General features: G+C 41.3%; 18 protein-coding genes and 1 tRNA gene. 8 read left to right on the top strand and 11 right to left on the bottom strand.

Annotated elements, in window-relative coordinates; all coding sequences use genetic code 11:
- Positions 1-145 precede the first annotated feature (145 nt).
- The 4 genes from A7968_RS10320 to A7968_RS10305 are packed head-to-tail and all read left to right on the top strand — an operon-like array spanning position 146 to position 6,364.
- Positions 146-2,143: a TolC family outer membrane protein gene (locus A7968_RS10320; RefSeq protein ID WP_064666488.1), complete on the top strand. Its 1,998-nt coding sequence runs from the start codon at positions 146-148 to the stop codon at positions 2,141-2,143.
- Between the two features lie 40 nt (positions 2,144-2,183).
- Positions 2,184-4,325, top strand: coding sequence for a type I secretion system permease/ATPase (locus A7968_RS10315; RefSeq protein WP_064666487.1), 2,142 nt, complete (start codon positions 2,184-2,186; stop codon positions 4,323-4,325).
- Positions 4,322-5,743: an HlyD family type I secretion periplasmic adaptor subunit gene (locus tag A7968_RS10310; protein WP_064666486.1), complete on the top strand. Its 1,422-nt coding sequence runs from the start codon at positions 4,322-4,324 to the stop codon at positions 5,741-5,743. The genes A7968_RS10315 and A7968_RS10310 overlap by 4 nt, the downstream gene beginning before the upstream one ends.
- Positions 5,744-5,776: 33 nt before the next feature.
- Complete coding sequence (locus A7968_RS10305) at positions 5,777-6,364, top strand: response regulator transcription factor (RefSeq protein WP_064666485.1); 588 nt, start codon at positions 5,777-5,779, stop codon at positions 6,362-6,364.
- A 104-nt stretch (positions 6,365-6,468) separates the two neighbouring features.
- Here the strand turns inward: A7968_RS10305 and A7968_RS10300 are convergent, their stop codons facing one another.
- The 3 genes from A7968_RS10300 to A7968_RS10290 form a co-directional block, all read right to left on the bottom strand.
- Entirely contained in the window at positions 6,469-8,454 is a 1,986-nt protein-coding gene (locus tag A7968_RS10300) for a bifunctional diguanylate cyclase/phosphodiesterase (RefSeq protein WP_227008849.1), read from the bottom strand.
- Complete coding sequence (locus A7968_RS10295) at positions 8,454-9,023, bottom strand: transglutaminase-like cysteine peptidase (protein WP_503826079.1); 570 nt, start codon at positions 9,021-9,023, stop codon at positions 8,454-8,456. The genes A7968_RS10300 and A7968_RS10295 overlap by 1 nt, the downstream gene beginning before the upstream one ends.
- 314 nt (positions 9,024-9,337) lie before the next feature.
- Positions 9,338-9,796, bottom strand: a complete 459-nt coding sequence (locus A7968_RS10290; RefSeq protein ID WP_064666635.1) for an LPP20 family lipoprotein — start codon at positions 9,794-9,796, stop codon at positions 9,338-9,340.
- A gap of 160 nt (positions 9,797-9,956) precedes the next feature.
- Here A7968_RS10290 and A7968_RS10285 point away from each other — a divergent pair, with 160 nt between their 5' ends.
- Positions 9,957-11,150, top strand: coding sequence for a flagellar assembly protein FlgT (locus A7968_RS10285; protein WP_064666483.1), 1,194 nt, complete (start codon positions 9,957-9,959; stop codon positions 11,148-11,150).
- Here the strand turns inward: A7968_RS10285 and A7968_RS10280 are convergent.
- The gene (locus A7968_RS10280) at positions 11,134-12,036 is read right to left on the bottom strand and encodes a LysR substrate-binding domain-containing protein (protein ID WP_064666482.1); all 903 of its coding nucleotides are present in this window, start codon (positions 12,034-12,036) and stop codon (positions 11,134-11,136) included. The two genes, A7968_RS10285 and A7968_RS10280, sit on opposite strands and share 17 nt — an antisense overlap.
- A gap of 114 nt (positions 12,037-12,150) precedes the next feature.
- On the opposite strand from A7968_RS10280, the gene A7968_RS10275 reads away from it, so the two are divergent.
- Together A7968_RS10275 and A7968_RS10270 are read left to right on the top strand one after the other, a co-directional pair.
- A complete protein-coding gene (locus A7968_RS10275; RefSeq protein ID WP_064666481.1) occupies positions 12,151-12,882 on the top strand; it encodes a glutathione peroxidase in 732 nt (243 codons plus the stop codon).
- Between the two features lie 70 nt (positions 12,883-12,952).
- Positions 12,953-14,401 (top strand): dihydrolipoyl dehydrogenase, encoded by a 1,449-nt coding sequence (locus A7968_RS10270; protein ID WP_064666480.1) that lies wholly within the window; start codon positions 12,953-12,955, stop codon positions 14,399-14,401.
- Positions 14,402-14,536: 135 nt separating this feature from the next.
- Here A7968_RS10270 and A7968_RS10265 read toward each other — a convergent pair whose 3' ends face one another.
- Positions 14,537-14,881: a cupin domain-containing protein gene (locus A7968_RS10265; protein WP_064666479.1), complete on the bottom strand. Its 345-nt coding sequence runs from the start codon at positions 14,879-14,881 to the stop codon at positions 14,537-14,539.
- A gap of 210 nt (positions 14,882-15,091) precedes the next feature.
- Between A7968_RS10265 and A7968_RS10260 the strand changes: the two genes are divergently transcribed.
- Positions 15,092-16,420 carry an ATP-binding protein gene (locus A7968_RS10260; RefSeq protein WP_064666634.1) on the top strand — a complete coding sequence of 443 codons (1,329 nt, stop codon included), beginning with the start codon at positions 15,092-15,094 and terminating at the stop codon, positions 16,418-16,420.
- Between the two features lie 131 nt (positions 16,421-16,551).
- Here A7968_RS10260 and A7968_RS10255 read toward each other — a convergent pair.
- The 6 genes from A7968_RS10255 to A7968_RS10230 form a co-directional block, all read right to left on the bottom strand.
- Positions 16,552-16,626, bottom strand: a tRNA-Arg gene (locus A7968_RS10255).
- 87 nt (positions 16,627-16,713) lie between these two features.
- Entirely contained in the window at positions 16,714-17,382 is a 669-nt protein-coding gene (locus A7968_RS10250) for a FlgO family outer membrane protein (RefSeq protein ID WP_064666478.1), read from the bottom strand.
- A gap of 7 nt (positions 17,383-17,389) precedes the next feature.
- Positions 17,390-18,070: a FlgO family outer membrane protein gene (locus A7968_RS10245; RefSeq protein ID WP_064666477.1), complete on the bottom strand. Its 681-nt coding sequence runs from the start codon at positions 18,068-18,070 to the stop codon at positions 17,390-17,392.
- Positions 18,071-18,082: 12 nt separating this feature from the next.
- Entirely contained in the window at positions 18,083-18,676 is a 594-nt protein-coding gene (locus tag A7968_RS10240) for a FlgO family outer membrane protein (protein WP_064666633.1), read from the bottom strand.
- Between the two features lie 51 nt (positions 18,677-18,727).
- Positions 18,728-19,363, bottom strand: coding sequence for an SPOR domain-containing protein (locus A7968_RS10235; protein WP_064666476.1), 636 nt, complete (start codon positions 19,361-19,363; stop codon positions 18,728-18,730).
- Positions 19,364-19,373: 10 nt separating this feature from the next.
- A complete protein-coding gene (locus A7968_RS10230; protein ID WP_064666475.1) occupies positions 19,374-22,319 on the bottom strand; it encodes a hypothetical protein in 2,946 nt (981 codons plus the stop codon).
- Positions 22,320-22,327 lie beyond the last annotated feature (8 nt).

Raw genomic sequence — 22,327 nt, 5'->3', positions numbered from 1 at the left:
GTATGAAAATAATAAATTAATATTAAAAGCTTAAATAACTGGAGAAAATTAATTTTTATGCTAGGCAAAACTTCTATTTGCGCTAATCAATTTCCTTGTCTAAAACTAATCTAAATGATCATCAACTCGGATCTAAGAGGACGAAATGGCTAGGAAAAATAACTTTACCCGTAATAGAGTAACACTTCTAATTGGTTTGGTTTTAGCTACAAATGGATTTACCCCCCATCTTCATGCTGAACAAACTTCTCTCATGCCTTTAACTTATGTCGCTGATAAAGCAATTGCCAGTAACCCAGAGGTTCAACAAGCATGGCACGCCTTCAAAGCATCGGTTTATGGTATTGATGCCGCGCAATCGGGTTATAAACCTACAGTTGATGCATCAATCAGCGCAGGCTATGAAAAACGCAACTACGGTATTGAAGATGAATATAACCGCAACACCGCGGAGCTTACGTTAAGCCAAATGCTTTATGACGGATTTCAGACCTCGAATACCGTTAAACGATTTGAACGAATTCAACTTATTCGCTACTTTGAAATGCTCTCACAAGCTGAGCTAATAGCCTTACAAGCAAGTGTTGCCTACCTTGATGTACAAAAATTCACCACCTTAGTAGAGCTGGCACAAAAAAACCTCCGTGAACATGAATCTGTATATCAACAAATTGAACAAAGTGTTGGTGCAGGTGTTGCCAGAGCGGCCGATCTAGAGCAAATCAGTGGTCGTTTATCACTTGCTCAATCAAATGTAATGACAGAATATGCAAACCTGCACGATGTAAGCGCACGTTATTTGCGGATTGTTGGCGAGCTGCCGCAACAAGGTACCGTTGCAGCTAAATTAAGTGAAGACAGCATTCCAATCTCAATTAACCAAGCGCTTGATATTGCTTATAAAAACAGCCCAAATTTTTACGCCTCTTTATATAACATTGAAGCTCAGCAAGCTAACGCGCAATCGCAGAAAGCGGCCTTTCATCCTAAAGTCGATTTATCTGCTCGATACGGTACACAAGATCGCGATGAGCTTGGTTTTAATGAAACCAGAACAGAAGCCAGAGTGGGTATTGATGTTCGATACAACTTATATAATGGTGGCTTAGACAGTGCCAATCTTGATCAAGCATACCAAGAAGTTAATATTGCAAAATACCAACGCGATCAATCATGTATTGAGATCCGTCAAAACTTACAAGTTGCTTATAACAATGTAAAAGTACTTGAAAGTAAACTGCCTTCGTTAGATCAACACCGTCGCTCATCCGACAAAGTAAAAATAGCCTACAAAGATCAATTTGATATTGGCCAACGCACGTTATTAGACGTTCTCGATGCCGAAAACGAATCATTCCAATCTAACCGCTCATACACTGCAGCACTTTACGATCGTCAAGGGGCAATACTCGCGATGCTCGCGGAAATGGGTAAACTATTGCCAACCTTAAATGTAACCTCTGACAAATTTCCAAAAATCACCGAATTAACGGATGATCCAATTGCCCACAATGCGGAATTTATTTGTCCTAAATATGACGTAGCAGCCACCATCAACCGTCAGGAGTTTTTGCAAAAAAAGGCCCAACAAGATAGCGCATATATGAGCGTCACTGCTATGCCAAGCTATCTTAATGCCCCCGCGCTAAGCAGTACATTTAGTGATGATGATAATGACGGTGTTGCAAACGAGCAGGATGATTGTCCATCAACCCCTGCTTTCACCGAAATCGATGAAAAAGGCTGCACTAAATACAACAGTAATACCAGTAACGTAGAAATCGGCATTCCATTTGCGGCTGACTCCAGTGTAGTGCGCCCTGAGTACTTACAAGAGATTGCCCGTCTTGCTGATTTTTTGAAATCTCACCCATCTAAAAATGTGGAAATACAGGGTCATGCGTCGTTAGAAGGGCCCGCTTTGTACAATAAAAAACTCTCTGAAAAACGTGCATTCTCAGTCGCCGAAATATTAATTCAACAATACGGTGTTTTGCCAAAAAGGGTTAAATCTCTTGGTTACGGCATAGATAAACCAAGAATTAATGAAATATCCGTACGAGCTAATGCTGCAAACAGGCGTATTGAAGCCGTGATCACAGACACTAATACAGGAAACAGTTTTGTAGCATCAAGTTACTAACGTTTAGTAGTAAAACTCAATATGTAATATTGGAAGCTATATGGAAATAGATGATGTAGTCAGTCATGGTGGTATATTAGTAGATTGCTTAGCAATTTTATGTCACTACCATGACCGTGAATTCTCTCGTGAAACCTTGCTTAATGGGCTACCCCTTGAGCAAGGAAACCTCACCCCTTCGGGCTTTTCAAGAGCCGCGAAGCGTATTGGCTTTAAAACCAAAGTCGTCAATAAACAGTTAACCAAAATCAATACAGCTTTACTCCCTGCAATTTTATTACTTGAGAATAATCAAGCCTGTGTAATAACTGCGCTGGATCCTCTTACGCAAACAGTCGAGGTTATTTACCCTGAGCTCAGTGACTCAGCGGTAACATTAAATATTACCGATCTAACTAAAAACCCGACCGACATTGTTATTTATACACGCCCAGAGTTCACCTTTGATGCGCGCTCACCAGTGCTGCAAAAATTATCTAAAGATGGTTGGTTCTGGGGAGTTATTAAAGAGTGTCGTTCTTTATACAAAGACGTCATAATTTCAGCCATTGCACTGGGCGTGCTGTCCATTGCGATGCCCTTGTTTGTAATGAACGTGTATGACCGAGTAGTCCCCAATCAGGCGGTAGAAACCCTGTGGGTATTAGCCATTGGGGTATTAATAGCGCTGACCGCAGACTTTGTTTTGCGGTTAGTACGCAGCTATTTTGTCGAGCTGGCTGCCAGTCGCATCGATGTTAAAGTCTCCGCGGTGATAATGGAGCGAGTACTTGGGATGCAATTAAAAAACCGCCCAGCATCAGCAGGCTCCTTCGCCAGTAATATTCAATCATTTGAAGCAGTACGCAGTTTTTTCAGCTCTATAACCCTTATCGCTTTAGTCGATTTACCCTTTGTACTGCTATACCTTACAGTGATTGCAATTATAGGTGTACAGCTCAGTATTCCTATTATTGTTGGGGCGCTGTTATTGCTATGTTACGCCTTAGCCGCCCACCGAAAACTAGAAGCGCTCTCAGAGCAAACCATGAAAGCCAGCTCTATGCGCAACGCTATATTGGTCGAAAGCCTGACTAATATTGAAGATGTGAAAAGCTTCCACAGTGAATGTAAAACTCAAGCATCATGGGAAAAATCAACAATTTACATTGCTCGTGTTAATGCCCAAAGTCGGCTTATTTCCGGCTCCATTGCTAATTCAGCAACCTGGCTGCAACAGTGTGTTGGCGTGATCATCATGATCATTGGCGTACATTTAGTGATCGCAGGCGATTTAACCCAAGGTGGCTTGATCGCCGCTTATTTATTATCGTCACGCACTATGGGACCAATCGGTCAATCTGCTGCGGTACTGGCGCAATTTCATCATGCCGCCATTGCCATGCACTCACTTAATGAAATCATGGAAAAAGAAGTTGAGCGTCCAGCTGGTAAACATTGGTTAAGTCACCCGGTGCTTCGTGGTGATATAGAATTCCATGACGTGCATTTTAAATATTCCGATGAAAGTAACGAGGCACTTTCTGGGGTCTCATTCAAAATTAAAGCGGGTGAAAAAGTCGCTATTTTAGGACGTAATGGCTCTGGAAAAAGTACCTTAGAAAAGCTCATTTTAGGATTGCATGAGCCAAATTCAGGCTCTATTTTAGTTGATAACACAGATATCCATCAAATAGACCCTGCTGAATTACGCCATAATATTGGTTATGTGCCACAAACTGTATCACTCTTTTTTGGCACCCTTAAAGACAACATCACCTTAAGTGCATGGCACGCCAAAGATGAACAAATTATTAGTGCTTGTGAACGCAGCCAATTATTTGACCTGATAAACTCTCACCCTGATGGCTTTGACCTTCAAGTTGGTGAGCAAGGCCGATTACTCTCCGGTGGTCAACGTCAAGCTGTTGGCATAGCGCGCGCCTTGATCAACGACCCGCCTATATTAGTTCTTGATGAGCCCACCTCAGCATTGGATCATAATAGCGAAGCGAAAATTATCGCCAATTTAAAACAGCACAGCCAAGATAAAACCTTATTGGTGATAACTCATAGAACATCCTTACTAGAGTTAGTTGACCGTATTATCGTACTAGATAACGGCAAAATCATCGCTGATGGCCCTAAAGCTAAAGTTATCGCATCTTTAAACAACCAAACTGTAGCGGAGCGTGCCTCATGAGTAAAAATAAACTTACCATAGAGCAACGCTCATTCGAATCTGTAGGTCGCGCTATAGAGGCAAGTAAAGGACAAAAACCGTCACTGTTTAATAACTTATTTAAAGGCTGGCTCAACCCACCAAACAGCCAAGATTGGGTGGTCGATGCGCAGTGGGAAAAAATGCAGCAACAGCCAGCCAGTGCACGGTTGCTGTTGTATTTAATTTGTTTAAGTATGGGTTTGCTGTTCGTTTGGTCTGCATTTGCCGATTTAGATGAAGTCGCTCGTGGTGAAGGACGCGTGATCCCGTCAAATAAGCTACAGCTTATTCAATCATACGATGGCGGTATGGTAGAACAAATTAATGTCCGCGAAGGGCAAGTCGTCAACATAGGTGATGTACTGATAAAAATTGACCCTACTCGGTATATTTCTAGCTTTCGAGAAAACCAATCGAAAGTGCTGTCACTCAGTGCCAAAGTAGCACGCCTTGAAGCACTGACTAAAAAGCAGCCTTTAATTTTTGACACTAAACTCACTACTGATGCGCCCGGTGTGGTGATGCACGAACAAGCGCTTTACACCAGTAATAATCAAGAGCTTGAACAACAAGTAGCCATCCATAAACGTCAATTAGAGCAACGCCGCCAAGATCATATTGAAGCACAAGCTGCCCTGCAGCAGCATACCAATGCATTAAGGTTAATAAACCGCGAACTGCAAGTAACTCGTCCATTACTACGAACTGGTGCAGTCTCTGATATCGACATTATTCGCTTAGAACGCCAAGCTGTTGACTTAAATGGTGAAATAAATCGCTCTAGAGCTGTAATTAATCGCAGTCTCTCTGCTATCAATGAAGCAAAAAACAAAGTGGCTGAAGTTGAACTATCGATGATCAATCGCTGGAGTAACGAACTGTCAGAAGCAAGGCTACGGCTAGATGCAATCAAAGAAACTGAATCTGGCTTAGCCGATAAAGTCACTCAAACTGAAATTCGCTCACCTGTTAATGGCACAATACAGCGCCTTATGGTCAATACCGTGGGAGGTATTTTACAACCAGGTAGTGATGTATTAGAGATCATACCGCTGGATGACCAACTAATAGTCGAAGCTAAAATCCCGCCCAAAGACATTGCGTTTTTACGACCAGGTCAAACCGCGATGATCAAATTTAGTGCCTACGATTTTGCTATCTATGGTGGCTTAAATGCCGAAGTAATTCAGATCAGCGCTGATACGATTACAGATGAGCGCGATAACACTTTTTATTTAGTACAACTTAAAACCAACAAAAATCAGTTTGCCGATAATCTGACAATTATTCCAGGCATGACCACTCAAGTGGATATCATCACTGGTAAAAAAACCGTGTTGGAATACTTACTTAAACCGGTATTACGAGCAACATCATTAGCAATGACAGAGCGTTAATTAACGTTATTCACACGTTTATATGGAACAATAATGCGCCAAAGTGTATTTATCACCGAAGCTGATCTTATTTCACCACATTGGCAAGCAGCCTACCCTGAATGTGAAATTAGTGAAAAGCAGCCTAACAATATTACCGCCGATACCATTTTATGGATCTTAGCAGGCAGTCCTGACTGGCTGAAAATAGTACAAAAGTACAGTAAAAATCGCATTCCCGTGATTGTTATGACTAAAGAGTTAAATATGGCCGAGCTATGCGCTGCACTGCAAGTAGGCGCTCGCGGTTATGTGGAAGCATTTGCAAGTCAGGTGATTATAGAGCAAGTGGCAGAAACCGTTCTCAGCGGCGGCATCTGGTTACCGGGTCAGTTATTATCAAATTTAGTCGGCGTACTCTCAAAACAGCCAATCAATTATCAGCATGCTTGTGATCTAGCACTCTTAACCAAACGCGAACGCCAAGTAGTTGATGTAGTTGTCACCGGCGCTAGTAACAAAGTGGTTGCAAAACAATTAAATATTACCGAACGCACCGTTAAAGAACATATGAGCTCGATATTTAATAAGCTCAAAGTACGTGACCGCATGCAGCTAATGCTCGCCGTTAAAGGTAGTTAAAAATCGAGTCTCCTGTCGCGATGTAAAATCGCTGCTACATAAATTGCGCCACGCCCGTAGGCTCGGGTTTATCCCGCGCAGTTTCCAAAAAGCCGTATAGTCTATTATTCAGTTACTTGTTCCTGTTTTTCGTCATCAACTGGTTGCGATACAAAGCCATCAAATCCTAACGATTGCAGAGTCTTCTGATCTTCTGGATTTTTTACCCCCTCCGCAATTACCATGATCCCAATAGAATGAGCAACCGAGCAAATCCCTCTTAAAAAGGTCTGATTATCTTGGCTATAGCTGATATTGTGTCCATAGACGCTATCGATTTTAATTATTTCCAGACCTAACTCGTGAATCTTTTTGATCTTATTAAACGCAGGACCCACTCTTTTCAGCGCCACTTTAGCGCCCATGCTCTTTGCTTGAATACAAAAATCCTTAAATAACGCAAACTCTGATACCACAATACTTTCACGGACATCAAAACAAATGTGTTCAGCTAATTTCGGAAAAGCCACTAAATAGGTAAGGATCGCAGCTACCGCGCTATCATCAAGTAATGTTTCCCGTGATAACTCGACAGAAATTTGGTTTAAATCATCACGCTGCTCAAACACGCTTACTAAATACTTGATCAGCCCCCAATCTAAACGGGCCAGTAACTGCAACCGTTTCGCCCATTGATAATAATAGCCGCTGCGATACAGCTCACCATTGAGTAATAAGCTTAAACTGAGTTGATTTTGCAACAACTTACCAGAGAATGATTTAACCGGATAAAGCAGTACGTCAAGCGCATTGGTATCTAAAGCATGTTCTATTGCTTCGCGCCAACTGTCGGCATCACTAAACAACTCATTGCGCTGCTTATTGTTGTTTACTTGCGCCTGCATTTGCGGTTGCGTAATCGCTACTTTTAATAAATTATCCACCCGCTTTAATAGTGTAAAGCGGCTATCTTCGCGCTCAATATAACTACAGGCATGAGTAATCGCTAAGTTGATCTGACTATAATCTGCTACTAATGCTTGATGTTGCTGCAATGCTTGCGCACTTAAACCTTCAATATCATCAGTGTCGGTCACTAACACAGCAAAATCGGTATGCGACAGACGAGCAATATGGCTTTCGGAGAAACGGTCTTCATTTGACTCTAAAAACAACACTAATGTTTGCGTAAATCGGCGTAAAAAATCCACCATTTCAACACGATTAACTTGCTCACTAATTTGATCAAGATTGACAATCCTAAATAAAAATAATGCGCCATGAGCATGCTCTTTTGATTGTTGTAATTGTGCTTCCAACGTGGCACTAAAATATTCTCGGTTCGCTAATCCTGTTAATTCATCATGTTGGCTTTTAAAGCGAAACTCCTCTAAACGTCGTTTATCTTCTTTAATTATGCGACTAAAGCGTGTAGATAATAAATTCATCGAGCTGACTAACCGCGCAAATTCATAAGTATTGGGCACTTTAGATTTAATAAAGCGTTTATCACCCAATGCATTGGCTTGCTCTACCACATCATCTAATGGCCGTAATATTCGCCTTAAAAAATAAGCACTGGCTATACATGCGATAATCGCCACAATAAAAAAGCTAAAAAATAACCGAACTGCACTTTCCCATAATGCTTGCTCAGTGTATTGGCTATGGCTTTCTAAATATAAAGTGCCAAATTGTTGCCAACCATCACTTACTTGCGCAATCCCTGGCATCACTTGCAAATGATAGAAATGATGAAACCAGTCAGGTGCACTGGTATCAAATTCGCCGCTAAAAACCCTTTTTATGATCGTCTCACCTTGCGGGTTTTGTAATTCAATCCGTTGATAATGACCAGTATCAAAAGTAGCTGAAATCAGTAACTCTAGTTCAACCGGATCTTTATGCAACTGACTCAACATTAAAGCTAAACTATTGGCATTATCGACATTTTTTAAATACAACTGAGAGGTAAAGTAGTGCTTAGCTGAATACGTACTGATCAGCACACTACTGACGAAACCAATAATAATCACCACTAAAATTGCTAACCATAGCTCTTGGCGCAACGTGATACGTTTATTACGTTTAAATAAGGAAATAAAGCTCATCACCACATAACTCCTTCTAACTTCGTCTGCTCAATTATATTGCGCCAGCGAGATAACCGCGCAGTCGGATTTGCCACACTTTGCGTTGAGTTATTCGCCCAAAGGCCTTGACTATTAAAACTGAAAACAGGGCTAAGATCAGTCCGTTTAGCAGCGGGCAGTACTTTTGTAATAAGACTATCTAAAATTAGCGGCTGTGCGTTGGGAGTAACAAAATACCCCAACACCATATGCGCTTGTGTTTGTTTTGAATTTGGACCACCAATTTGCGCTTTAACGTAGATCAGGCGTAATTTACTGTCATCTATACCTAATGCCCGCAAGCTAATATATTTAGCAATGGCGTAATCTTCGCAATCACCAAAACCTTTACCTAAGGTTTCGAGCGGCGTTGCCCAATAGTCATTTTGTTGCCAAAGCTGGATATCAGTGCGGTAGCGTAAGTTGCGCGCAAAAAAATCATTTACGATTAAAATTTTTTGTTGTTCGGTTTTATTCTGCGATTGGACTAACATTGTTTGCCAATTGCGAGCGACGGCTACACGAGCAGGGCCAAACTGTTGGTTCATTTTTTCTAAAAAGGTATTAAATTGGATAGGAAGACGGTCAGCATACACAAGCGTGGTAACAAGTATTAAAAGCAGCACAAAATGCAGTAACGGGCGATTACTCCATTTACTCAAAGATACACAACCAGAGCGAAAAGCCCTCACAGAGGCAACCTTGAGTAGGTCACTAAAAAACGCGTCGAGTTTCTGCTTGCCACAATCTTTATTCAATAAAAAACAGTAAATAAAGCATAGCACTGAAGCGTTAACAGTGAGATATTTTAGTCATTATTTTGTTGCTTATTAAAGCTAAATAGCAACAAATGTATTAGAGCTTAGTAATAGGTTACTTTTTTCACTTCGCGAGGTTTTATCTCGCCTATATATAGATCATGCACCCGTTTCATATCAAGCTGTAACTCAGTGGCGTAAGTATCACCTACCGCGTAGCTCTTAATCACTTGCGCGCCTTTGATGATCCCTTGCACTTGGCTTTGCAATTGATCGTTTTGTGCAATACTGCCACGTACCGTTGTGCCTGCGGTGATCTTTTGCCCATACACTTGTTCTGCAAGCTCACGGTAGGCTTCAAGTTTTGATGCTTTAATCGCCATTAATGAACGTTGTGATTGATTATCACCTGGTTGCGCGCTGATTGGCGCATAGCCAACCGCTTTTAAAATTGGGTAGTTATCTGGCTCTATATACTTATATTCAACATGTTTATCAAAAATACTGCTGCAACCAGCTAAACCTAAACTTGCTAGTAGACAAATTGAAATCACAATACGCATGGCTTCTCTCACGCTTAAACGAATCATTAATTGCTAAATCAATGCACGATCAATGCCATAATTAACCCCTTTACTGGTTTTAAACGCTCAACTCATACAATTGGTACAGTCCTTGCTCTGTTACTTCTAATAGTAAATGTATGATCATGGGGTTTGGGAAATGAAGCGAATTATATCAACAGTAGTCATCGCCAGCAGTTGGCTGAGCATCAGTCTATTTTCTCCCAATACAATTGCGCAGTGGTATGAATCAACCGGTCACGCGAGTATAAAAAATGGTGACATCAGTGGTGCTAAATCCGCGGCTATCAAAGATGCCATCACCCAAGCTTTAGTGTTTTCAGGCGCACGGGTAAGCTCAATGCAAACCTTAGTAGATGGGGTGTTAACCCAAGATCAACTAAAAATAAACAGCCATGGTGAAATTCAAAAAATAGAGATGATCAGTGAAGATCGAACATCTGACCAATTTGCTATTACGTTACGCTTAGATATCTTCCCACAACAAGAGCACTGCCCTGCAAATCAATTTACTAAATTTGTTGCGATCACCCAAACACAATTGATTAATCGTGAACAGGCTCGTATGGGTCAAATTTTTGACATTGATAAAGCCACCAGCGAAGCTTTGTATAAAACCTTAAGTAAATCGGCGATGAATGCTAAGCCAACCGCTTATTTTAACTTTCCGATCCGGGTCAGCGAATTTTTTAATCAGCAATACGACTATAGCAACGCCCTATTAGAAGAGATCTCGAGCCGTAGTAATTCGCAATATGTGTTACTCAGCCAGATTGTTGATATTTCTAACAGCGACAAGCTCAATAACAGTTATGCATTTTGGCAAGACGAAACCTATCAACGCTCTTACAAGGTTGATTTTGCTTTATTTGATGGCACCACGTATGAGCGACTATGGCAAAAAAGTTATCGCAGCCAAGCAATTTGGCCATTTGAAAAAACTAAAATTATTGATGTATACAGTGAAAAGTTTTGGAGCTCAGATTACGGCCAAAGCATTGCAGATATCAATCAAACGGTAAGTTATGACTTACAAGCCGCGATGGCCTGCCTAGAAACTCAAGGTAAAATCCTACACATTGAAAATAATAAGTTGATCATTAATTTAGGCACAGCTCATGGTATAGAAAAAGGCCAACGTTTAAGTATTGCTCATCATAATTATTTAACCGATGCGGCAGGAAACAAAATGCCCCATCTGATCACCACACTTAATCAGCTACAAGTAGAGCAAGTTTATAAGCAAAGCGCAGTTGCCGTAAGCGTTGATCAACAGCCGCTGCCTAATATTCAAATCAATGATGTTGTTGAATTGATTAGTTCAGAGCCTTAGCCAGCTGCTGGCGTAAACCAGGGTGCTCGCTTAGCCACTGCGCAAGCACCTCAATACCCGCTAAATGTGGGTAATGTTTACGGCATGCCAGCACCACATTGCGCTGCTGAGTAGGAAAAATTGGTAAATAGCTAATTCCTGCTCGTGCAATACAGGCAAGCTTAGGCACAAAGGTTACTCCGTCATCCATTGCCACTAAAGCTAATAAAGTTTCTAAACTGTTTCCTTGATACTCATTTGATACATCAACGCCTGCGGCAAAACAAAATTGCTGTGCCTGATCTTTAAAACAATGACCATCACTGAGCATCAACAAATTACAGGCTTGCAACTCATCCAAGGCAATTTTGCTGCGTTTTGCAAGGTTGTTTTGGGTTGACATTGCCACCAAAAAATCTTCTTTGTATAAATTAACTGTATGATAAAGCTTAAGTTCAGGCACATCTGCTAAGATAGCCACGTCTAACTCACCATTATCCAACGCAGTTAAAATGGTGGCAGTTTGCATCTCAACAAAAGCAAATTGACTCTCTGCAAATGCTTCTTTCATAGAGGTAAGCAAGGTTGGTAATAAATACGGGGCAATTGTTGGAATAATGCCTATTCTTACTTTACCTTGAAGTGGCGCACTCGATGTGGCCGCTAGCTCTTTTAATATTTGGGTTTGCTCTAAGATCACTTTTATTTGTGTCAACAAACGTTCACCCTGCACCGTTAAAGTAACTTGCTTAGTGGAACGGTCAAATAAAGTTACCCCTAACTCCTGCTCTAATTTTTTTACTTGGCCACTGAGCGTCGGTTGGCTTACATAGCACGCATCGGCAGCTTTACGAAAATGCTTAAAGTGCGCAATTGCTTTTACATATTCAAGGTCTTTTAAATTCATAGCAAACTCACAACTAATCGGTAATACCTATCATAGTAATATAAACAAACGATTGGAGCTATTGTAACTTTCACGACATAATGGCTATCAACAAATCAAGAGGAACTAAAAAACATGTTAAACAATATTGAAGGTCAAACAATTCCACAGGTTACATTTGCAACTCGCGTAAACGACGAATGGAAATCAGTAACTTCTGACGACATTTTCAAAGGTAAAACCGTTGTTGTATTTTCACTACCCGGTGCATTTACACCAACCTGTTCATCAACGCATTTACCACGCTACAACGAGCTTGCTGGTGTACTTAAGCAAAATGGCGTTGACGACATCGTGTGTGTATCAGTAAACGATACCTTTGTAATGAATGCATGGGCTGAGCATCAAGAAGCACAAAACATTACCTTATTGCCAGACGGTAACGGCGAATTCACTGACGGCATGGGCATGTTAGTTGATAAAAACGATTTAGGTTTTGGCAAACGCAGCTGGAGATACTCTATGCTGGTAAAAGATGGCGTTATCGAAAAAATGTTCATCGAACCAGATTTACCAGGTGACCCGTTTGAAGTATCTGACGCAGATACCATGCTTGATTACATTAACCCTAAGCAGGTTAAACCAGAAGCAGTAAGCTTATTTACTAAACCAGGTTGCCCGTTCTGTAAAAAAGCAAAAGCCTTACTAGAAGAAAAAGGCCTAGTTTACGAAGAAATCACTATGGGTGCTGGCGCCTCACTAACTAGCCTTAAAGCAATATCAGGCCGCGAAACCGTGCCACAAGTATTTATCGGCGGTAAGCACATTGGTGGCTCTGACGATTTAGAAAAATACTTTGCTAAATAAGTAGTTTTATAACCCTCATCAAACTAAGAAAAGGGGCATTAACGCCCCTTTTTTATTAAAGGACAACACTATGAAAGAACTGCAAACAGACGTTGTTGTAATTGGTGCTGGCACCGCAGGCTTAAGCGCATATCGCAATGCTAAACAACACACTAACAATGTACTAATGATTGAAGCAGGCCCCTATGGTACAACCTGTGCGCGTGTTGGTTGTATGCCAAGCAAGCTTTTAATAGCCGCAGCCGAAGCCGCTCACTCAATTGAAGTGGCCCCTGCATTTGGTGTACACAGCTCAAAACCAACTATAAACGGTGTTGAAGTAATGGCCCGGGTACGTAACGAGCGCGACCGCTTTGCAGGCTTTGTAGTCGAAGCCGTAGATGAGTTACCAAGTGAAGATAAAATCAAAGGCTACGCAAAATTTCTAGATGCTAACCGCGTACAAATTGACGACCATACCATTATTACCGCTAAGCGTTTTGTAATAGCTACTGGCTCACGCCCTGCTTACCCTAAGGTATTTAATAATTTTGGCGACAGACTGATCATTAACGATGACGTATTCAATTGGCAAGATTTGCCAGAGTCAGTTGCTGTATTTGGCCCTGGTGTAATTGGCCTTGAAATTGGCCAAGCCCTACACCGCTTAGGTGTAAAGGTAAAACTATTTGGTGTAGGTGGCGCAATTGGCCCAATTACCGACCCTGTTATAAAAGATTACGCAAATACCGTATTCGCTGAAGAATTTTATGTTGATACCGATTCAAACGTCTCTGAAATGCAAAAAGTGGGCGATAAAGCCCAGCTTAGCTATGTAGACAAAAACGGCAACAAACAAACCGAACAATTTGATTACGTGCTTGCCGCTACAGGCCGCGTACCAAACACCGACAAGCTCGGCCTTGAAAACACTGGCATTGAGCTTGATGAACGCGGCGTGCCAATCGCGGATAAACACACTATGCAGTGTGGCGATTCAAATATATTTATTGCCGGGGATGCCAGTAACATGATCCCATTGCTACACGAAGCAAGCGATCAAGGCACTATTGCTGGGCAAAACGCAGGGCGATTCCCTGATGTGCGTAATGGCCTGCGCCGCGCGGCAATTGCCGCGGTATTTAGCGATCCACAAATTGCTATGATTGGTGAAACTTATAAACAAATAACCGAGCGTTTTGGTGAATGTGGTTGTTTTGAAATTGGTGAAGTCAGCTTTGAAAACCAAGGTCGCAGCCGCGTAATGCTGAAAAACAAAGGCCATATGCGTTTATACGCAGAGCAAGGCACTGGCTTATTTTTAGGTGCCGAGTTTATTGGCCCACAAGCTGAGCATATAGCTCACTTACTGGCATGGGCTGTACAAAATAAAATGACCGTACCACAGATGCTCGACATGCCTTTTTATCACCCAGTGATTGAAGAAGGCCTACGCACCGCACTGCGCGATTTAAACGCCAAACTTAAATTTGGCCCAGACATTATTAACCAATGTATGGAATGTGGACCGGGGAACTAGGTTGCTAGGTTGCTAGGTTGCTAGGTTGCTAGGTTGCTAGGTTGCTAGGTTGCTAGGTTGCTAGGTTGCTAGGTTGCTAGGTTGCTAGGATAAAAATATTACCAATAATCAAGGAGGTCTAGGCCTCCTTTGGTATTATTGGTTAACTCTATCACCATGACTTGGCGGCGTTGAGGTAACAATAAAAACCAAATCGTCCTCACCATAATTACATAGTTGATGAACAACCCCCGCAGGCACATGCAAGCCCTGCTGCGGATTTAATATGTGCGTTTCAGCTTCCACTATCAAACTAGCCTGCCCATTAAGTACAAAAAAGAACTGCTCTGCAAACTCATGCTTATGCAACTGCTCACAACAGCCCGGCGGCACTCGCTCTTGGATCACACTCAATGCCGCACTTTTCACCAAATGCCAACCATCGCAGTTATCACCCCAGTTATAATGCTCAGCGTTTTCTATTGAAATAGGCCTTGCCATATCTTCGTTATCCCTTAAAAACGACTGCACAACAAGGTAAAACATCACAGTTTAAAATGGTAGTAAATTTAATTCATACAACACAACCACACTTATTCGCGCATAAAAGTGTGAAAATCCGCATTTATTCGCGCGTAAAAGTGTAAAAACTTGCATTTATTCGCGCAATAAAGTGTAATTAATCATCTAATGAGTAATGTGAGACCTGCCATGCAACGATTAATTTTAGAAAAGTTATTAGATTGGAAATCTAAACCAGCACGAAAACCATTATTAATTGATGGCGCTCGCCAGACAGGTAAAACTTATTTATTACAAACTCTATTAGGCAGTACCTTTGCAAACGTGATTCGAATCGATTTCTTAGAGTCCCCACAAATGAGCGAAGCATTTGCTGATTCGTTATCACCCGATGACGTACTATCTAATATTGAGCTACTTACAGGAAAAGCGTTTGACCCTAATACTGATCTACTGATCCTTGATGAAATAGGCGAATGCCCTAAAGCAGTCACATCTCTCAAATACTTTGCTGAACAAGCGCCGCATATGCACATTGCCGCCAGTGGTTCTAATATCGGTTTATTAAACTCCTTTCCGGTAGGTAAAGTGGAGCAACATAATCTGCGCCCTCTCACATTTCGTGAGTTTCTGATCGCCTCGAAAGAAACCGCTCTAATTAAGGCATTTGCAGCACAAACAAACTCAAGTACAGCACATAGTAAATTATTCTCAAAACTCACTGATTATTACTTTACTGGTGGTATGCCTGAGGCTGTAAGTACATGGTTCGATTTATCTGATCACAGTATCATTGACCGCGTTCAAGCTGTAACTGACATTCATAAAAACTTAGTACTGGGCTATCAACGAGACTTCGGCAAATACTCAGGAAAAGTAGATGCAGGTTTAATCGAAGCTGTATTTAATAATGTTCCAGCACAGCTATCATCAGTGATGGATGAATCGGTTAATCGCTTTAAATTTAAAGGGATGCACGATAAAAAATCTCGCTATGGTGATTTTGAAAGCGCTATTTCTTGGTTAAATAAGTGCCGCTTGATACTCAAAAACCACCCTATTGACGGCACACCTAAAAGCCCATTAGCAGCATATAAAAAAGACAATATCGTTAAGTTATTTCTTTTTGATGTCGGCTTATTAAATCATATGCTAAACATTGGGTATAAAGAGATAAAACAACAAGGCTACGAATACAAAGGATTTATAGCCGAAAATTTTGTACAACAAGAGCTTGCTGCACAAGGCATTGACCCAACATATTCATGGGGTGATGCAAGAGCTGAGATCGAATTTGTGGTCTCTGATGACGAAGGCAACATACTGCCTATCGAAGTCAAGAGTGGTAAACGCACCAAAGCAAAATCACTGCAATCGTACATAAATAAATGCCAGCCCATCAAAACAATTAAACTCACAGGCACGCAAGGCTCATCACCACTGGAAAAGGAATATATTGTCCTGCCGCTCTACTACAGTGAATATGTAGTAAGCAAACACCTGAGGCTGATAAATTGATAAAAGATAGACCTCTCAAACTTCATTACGATATAAATGAAGAGGCTGGCGAATGCTCGCAAAGCTCATATTAAACACCAATACAAAGCCAAAAGGAAGAAAAAACAAAACACGTAACTCATTGACTTTATTGGTAGCCCCTACAGGAATCGAACCTGTAACTGCCCCTTAGGAGGGGGCCGTTATATCCATTTAACTAAGAGGCCAGAGCTAGGTGCTAGGTGCTAGGTGCTAGGAAATTATAACGGTTTATCCTATTTACAATCAAGCAGTTAAATGGACTTAATACGGCCTTAGTTGATACTTGCGCGCTGTAGGTGGATATCGGCGTTGTTGAGCACGTAATATGGCAGGGTTTTATTGCTGCTGGCGATAACGCGCTTACTGCTTATATCGATAATTCGGGCGTTTACTTCAACGCCGCTGCTGCGGTAAATCAAGGTGCCTGACAATACATGGCTGGCAATGTGTTTATCTGCTAATTGCTCTATATCACGCGAAAACACAAAGTCGCCACGGGCATTGACTGCTATGTAGTCGGTGGTTTTAAAGTCAACAATACCATAACCAAACTTTTGCAATTGATGGATAAAGCTCTCTGATAACTGATTGCCTAACTGACTGCTGTTATTAAGGCTGGCATCTAAATCTACAAATGAAGTTACGGCAATCGATACATCTAACTCGGTTTGCATGGTATCGACTAAGTCTAACGCCATTTGCTCCACATAATTAACTAAAGTTTTATGGTGCTTGCTAGGAGTAAATTGCGCTGAATTATCAAGTGGCTCTTGGCTATTAGCTTGAGCTTGCAGCAATGGAGTAAGGTCGTACTCGTACTGGCTGGTGGTGCTTTGTACTGGCTCAACAGGCGCTGAGTTGTTCATCATATTACATGCACTGAGCGTACTAAGCAGTAACCCTGCAGTTACTAAAGACGTGCTCGCTGTTAACTTACTCATTATAGCCTCACTTACTCGCTTGTTTGAGCATTACGCCATCAGTGCGATAGCTACTGTCTAGTGCATCAACCACTGATTGTGGAATAAACCCTTGCGCAGAGCCTACAACGGCTTTGCTTGCTAAGCCAATAATACGGGCATTAACAAGTACACCACCTTGGTGATTAACCATAGTTCCGGCTAGTACGTAGTTAAAATTTTGATCTTGGCTAAGCTCTAAATAATCACGGCTAAACACAAAGTCACCACTTGGCGTGACGCGCATAAAGTCGGTGGTTTTAAAATCAATCACCGGTACACCAAAGCTATGTAGCTCGTGCATAAAGCTTTCGGCTATTTGATTGCCCAGTAAAGTGCCATCGTTGTAGTTGTCATCTAAAAAGATGAAGCTCGATACCGCAAGTGGCGTTTTACTGTTCACGTACTGTAGGTTTTCTGCCATATCTTGCATGATACCGCGTACATAGTGATTAATATTTTTACGCGTTGGGACACTGACCTGACTACTATCATTGATCACCGCGGTATTACTTTGATACAACGAATTCGTTTGCCCAGGGGCTGCAACCATTCTTTGATCATCAACCAATTGTGGCGAATTATTCATACCTTGTGCGCTGCTCGGTTGTGTCATTTGTGCGCAACCAAATCCCAGTGGCAAACATAAAGTTAATATTAAGCGTTTCATGAGAGCTCCTAATTAGTATTCGCTGCGGTAAATATAACCGTCGCGCTGTTGTATTTTTTCATTGCCCCACATTACATTAATGGGGATCTCTGTGCTGGCTGCTGATACAACGCGGCTATCTTGCGTATTTACCATGCGGGCATTAACTATATAGGCATGTTGTTGCCGTGTTAATGTACCGGTGATGACAAAGTCAATATTCTGACGTTGACGTAATTTACTAATATCGCGACTTAACATACCGTCAGCATTACTAGCTAGGTTAAGGTGCTTTTCAAGGCGATATTCAATGGTGTTGTAACCTAGTTGAGTAAACTGAGTTAATAAACTTTCTTGAATTTGTTGGCTCAGCCCAGCTCCCTGCCCTTGCGCCAGCTCAGTATCAAGCGCATCAGCTAAGTAAAAGCTAGTAACGGCAATCCGTGCAGAGCTTTTAAATGGCCCGTTTACGTGGCTAAGTTGGGTGCTTAAATCGCCCACATACTGATGAACCGTATACGGCGCCATCGACGCTTTTTGGGCTTCGGTACTAGGTGCTGGTGGTTTTTCTTGCGTTAAACTACACGCCGTTAAACTCAGCAATAATAAACATAACAAAAGGCGCATAATTGCCATCCTTACTAAACATGGCAATTACAAAGCAAGTATTGTGCCTGTTTATAATTTTATTGGGTTGTCTGTGTAGTGAGTCACCATGCAGTTGAGCTGTTGTTGCTTTAATTTATCGCAATCAGCTTGGGCATTTTTTTGATACTGATACGCGCCGAGTTTAAGCCGATAATAAGTTGTGCCTTTTACCTGCGCCGTTTCAACATTGGTGATCGCACTCGTTGTAACTAAACTGGGGGCTTTTTGTTGAATTGCTTGCCAGCTGGTTGCCAGTTGCGCTTGTTGGGTAACGGAGACTATTTGAAGTGCAAATAATGCCTGGAGATCGCCAGATGCCATAGGGGCTAATTCTGCTTTATGAACTGGCGATTGCTGTTGCGATGCTGCCGGCGCACTACTTTCAGTTTGATCTTCATTCGCGATTGCAGTTAATTGTGCGATCAATAAGTTTAAATCGCTTTCAATTAATAATAGCCTTTCAATATCTGGTTTTATTGTTTGCCACTGCGCTGAACTTGTTTGTAACTGCTGTAACTCTTGCTTTGTTATTTGCACATACTGATCTGTTGTGGTCATTTGTGCATTTTGTGTCTCGGTCTCGGTACTTTTACACCCCACTAGCCCAACAACAGTAAAGGCAAATAACATAGCGGTAATCATGGCAACAGGCTGTTTAATATTCATTGGCATTCCTTTAATGAAGTATTGTTCGTTGTTCAAGCTCACACTTCAAGCCTTGTGTTATGAGTGACTGACAAATGCCAGCGAACTCAGGCTGAGCATGCTCTGCATACCCTAAAGCGAGTATATACTTATTTTGCTGTTGATCGTGAATATAGAATACTTCTTGCTGATTTAAGGTTAAGCGTGGGCTTATCAATCTTAAGTAGGTTTTTAGCACCATTAATGATGAGAAACTGCCTGCATTAACAATAGTACCTGATACTTGCTCAAGAGACTTGAGGGTAAAATCGACACCAAGTAATACATCCCCTTTAGGAGATAAATTAACTTTAACCTGTTGAGTATTTTTTAGTGCTTTACGATCTTTGAACTGTTCATCAACTACAGCCTGATATTGCCCCGGGCGGAGATCGGTAAACAAGTAATAACCATCATAGGCAGCCTGTGTTTTAGCTACTTTTTTACCATTTTTATCTAATAATGTAATGCTGGCATAAGGCTGAACTTGCGTATGTTCGCCTTGTTGCTGATACACTACACCCTCAATTTCGCTGGCATTATTTAACGGGTAATTCATGTATTCAATAAACCCTGCTCTTGGCGTAATTGAAAAGCCATCATGTGCAGGCACAAAAAACGGATCGGGAAAGCTGTCTCTATCGAGCACAATATCGGTGGTACGATTAGCTGGCATTGATGTTAACAATGCAATGCCATTTTCATCGGTTATTGCTTGGCGGTAATTTTGCAGCCCTTTTACTTTGATACCCGCAACACCGTGTTCGTCAGGATCCATAACGCCGTTATTATTTTGATCTAAAAATACTTTAACCATTAAACTACCAGTGTTGGTCAGGCTGCGATTTGTCATAAAAGTACGGTTGTTTTCCCCGTCATAACCAAAGCTAAAGCGGCTGTATAAACTAAAAAGCCAATTATCATTAGTGTCGTAATTAATAGTACTGCTTAAATTAAAATCATCATTTTGCCAATTAAGCCCTAGATCTGCTGATTGGATATTCTCATTTAGGGTGTTTTTAAGTGTAAGCTCAGCTTGTAATTGTGAGGTGATACTGCGATTAAATTCAGCTTGATAACTTAAAATATCACTCTCTGGTGAAAGTAAATAATCAAACCCAAAACGGCTGTAAGTTCTGCCAATTCGGCCTTGAATGCGAGTTGCACCATAGACTTTGCTTTGCTCATTTACATTTTGCCATTGCAAAAGGTTGTTCACAGAGAAGCCTGAATAACTATAATTAAAACGATTATAGGCTTGTTGCAGGTCTCGGCCTGAGCTTGAATGCTGTAATAAAAAGTTATTTTGATAATTAAGGCGACCATAACGATTTTGCATCAGCTCACCCGACATATCAAATTGATAACTTTGAAAGTCTTGTTGTTGATCCGAACGATCAGTGACGGTAAACAGTAATGATTGATCCGCTATTTGGGTTCTTGCTGTCAGTTCTAATTCATTTTGTTGTTGATTATTTTGCTCGTAATCTAAATTAAGCAACAGTCTTTCAAACAGGTTGATATTGGTGCCAAACGCAAATTGGTAAAACTCCTCGTCCTCACGTTTTTGCGCCATAGCCCCTGTGTAAATAGCGATATTATCAGTCAAGCCTCGTTCGTATCGTCCTGCTGCTAGCCAACCACTTTGCGAAGTATAACTTTCACTACCTAATAATTGTTTTCCTTGCTCTGATACTGAAATTTCGTATGCATCTTCACCTTGTGCTAATTGATTACCATCAATAAAGTAATATTCTGTTTTACGCTCAACCTGCCCTTGCGGCCCATAAAATATCAGCTCAAAGTTATTCTCGCCGTACAGTAAATCTATATTAGCAAATATATAACGACCATCTGCGAGGCTTAACTGTTGTTCAATTAAAATGCCATTACGATACAGCTCAACATCCCAGCCCGGCTGGATGGCACCAGTGAGGTTAATTCGATTGTTATCTATTTTTCGGTCTAACTGATAATTAGAAAACTTAAAACCTCGACCATACTGACCGTTATAACGGCTTCCGACTTGTGTTGCAGTGATATCACCAAACGTCAGTTCGCTGGCTGCAAAAACACCAAGTAAGTTGTTATTCACATCTTGTTTAGAAAATGTCAGCCGAGAGTCACTTAATAAATCTTGCTCTCGCCCTGCTAAAAAATATTCCGTAGAAAGATAAGCAAAATCCTGCGCGCCCAATAATGAATAACTTGTGCGGCTACTGTCGTTATCTCGGCGGTAATTCAGTTGTAAATCTGCCACTGGCATTGAAATAGCTTGATAAGGGCTTGCTTTCCATGGCTGGGTTGGTTGGTTTTCATTGTTTTGCTGATTGTTAAATAAGCGGTTTTGTCTTTGTAACTGTGCTGCAACAGGGAATAACTTATCCGTAGAAATCTCAAGGGTTAAGCTAGCATAATCAAGGGTAGTTACTATAGAAAAAGCTTGCTCTAATATTGTCGCATCAATATAAATATCATCATCTATCTGTAGTTGTTGCTGAGAAAGCATAAACAGTTGATTGTTTGCAATTAGGTTGGCAGGTTCGCCAGTGCTTACTGTAAATAGATTTGCCTCATTTATAAACCAACCTGAAGCAGCACCTTGTGCAACATCAACATTAATAGCAAGCTGTAATATCTCCACTAAACCCGATAACCCGAGTAACACCCCTTGCTCGCTTTTTATTGCAAATACTTCGCCAAGATAGGCATCGTTTAGAGATAACGAAAAGAGTAAAAACTCGCCAGTAGCAATGCGTTGCACCTTAGTGCTGCGATGCTCTGCTTTTGCATGTACTAACGGCTCCTGCGGCGGCGAACTTTGATTTAATTTAGCTTGAATAGCTTTAATAGTGCGCAGAACATCATTAGTCTGCACACTACTGGCAAGGCTCATTGGGCTTAAAAGTAGCAGCCCAATTGCAAACATACGGAGCATTTTAATAA

It is taken from the genome of Pseudoalteromonas prydzensis, from assembly GCF_001661495.1.
GTDB classification, from domain to species: Bacteria; Pseudomonadota; Gammaproteobacteria; order Enterobacterales; family Alteromonadaceae; genus Pseudoalteromonas; species Pseudoalteromonas prydzensis.
The sequence above is the reverse complement of the archived record's forward strand: the minus strand, read 5'-3'. Positions and strand labels throughout refer to the sequence as shown.